The organism is Neotabrizicola paludis (genome assembly GCF_044142105.1).
Taxonomy (GTDB): Bacteria; Pseudomonadota; Alphaproteobacteria; order Rhodobacterales; family Rhodobacteraceae; genus Pseudogemmobacter.
Genome location: NZ_JBGTYM010000030.1, coordinates 1 through 1,080, shown reverse-complemented (window position 1 = coordinate 1,080; position 1,080 = coordinate 1). Strand labels below are relative to the sequence as shown.

Sequence of the window (1,080 nt, the reverse complement as noted above, 5' to 3'; positions counted from 1 at the left end):
TCTCCCGCCGCGTCCGGCCGCTGCTCAGTGCCAGCCGCACCGCTTCACGCCGAAACTCCGGCGTCGGTCTGTTCCCGTTTCCCATAGAACACCTCCTGGTCCCTCAGGTGGTGCTCTCCACATTTCACGGGCAAGTTCACCATGTCTTATTGGAAGCCGAGGGCCAAGTCGGTCATCCGCCGGTCAAAGCCATAGGGGTCATCGCCGAACGGATGGCCGCGGCCTTGTCCTTGCGACCGGCCCAGATCGAACTGAACCACTACGCGCTCCAGCGTGGCCGTATCGTCCAGACCCACCCGATCACTCTGCGTGGTCGCTTCGCCATGCGCTTGGCCCAGAAGGGTGAAGACGAGACCGGCGTGAACCGGACAGGTCTTGTCCGGACAGCCTTCAACTCGCCGTTCAAGCCCTTTGTCCTCGCCTCGACCTCAGTCGGGCAGGAAGGTCTGGATTTTCATCCCTATTGCCACCGGATCGTCCACTGGAACCTGCCAGGCAACCCGGTCGATATGGAGCAACGCGAAGGCCGGGTGCATCGCTACAAGAACCACGCTGTGCGCCATAATCTGGTCGCAGGACATTCTCCGGCGGCGCTGGGCGGGCAGAACACTGATCCTTGGGCCGATATGTTCAGTGCTGCGCATGGAAACGCTGGGCGGACTGGCGATCTTGAGCCTTTCTGGGTGCTCGACGGCCCTACCAAGGTCGAGCGCCATATCCTGTCGCTACCCTTCAGCCGTGAAGAGACGCGGCTCTCCTGGTTGAACCGTTCAGTGGCGCTGTATCGGCTGGCATTCGGGCAACCGCGGCAGAACGATCTCCTCGCTTTGCTCGATCAGGTGAGGGACGAAATTGCATCTGAGGCGCTGGCCCAACTGCAGATCAGTCTTCGTCCCGAGTGAACGCGCTCTTCTGCGGTTTTCGCGCGTTCTTGTCGCTGCCCGCCTACTATCTCACTGGAATCACACGCCGTTTCCGTCCGTTTGTTGACCTATTGTTGACCCGCCGTTTGGACAGCAAAAAGCCCCGCTGGATGGCGGGGCGTAAAGCATTGATCTGTATTGTATTATTTGGTTGCGG

General features: G+C 60.4%; 2 protein-coding genes. Both read left to right on the top strand.

The features are described 5' to 3' along the window. Nucleotides 1-902: helicase-related protein (locus ACED67_RS21635; protein ID WP_395543814.1), on the top strand; the 902-nt coding region annotated here is incomplete at its 5' end. Beyond that, nucleotides 899-1,080: hypothetical protein (locus tag ACED67_RS21630; protein WP_395543813.1), on the top strand; the 182-nt coding region annotated here is incomplete at its 3' end. The genes ACED67_RS21635 and ACED67_RS21630, both read left to right, overlap by 4 nt.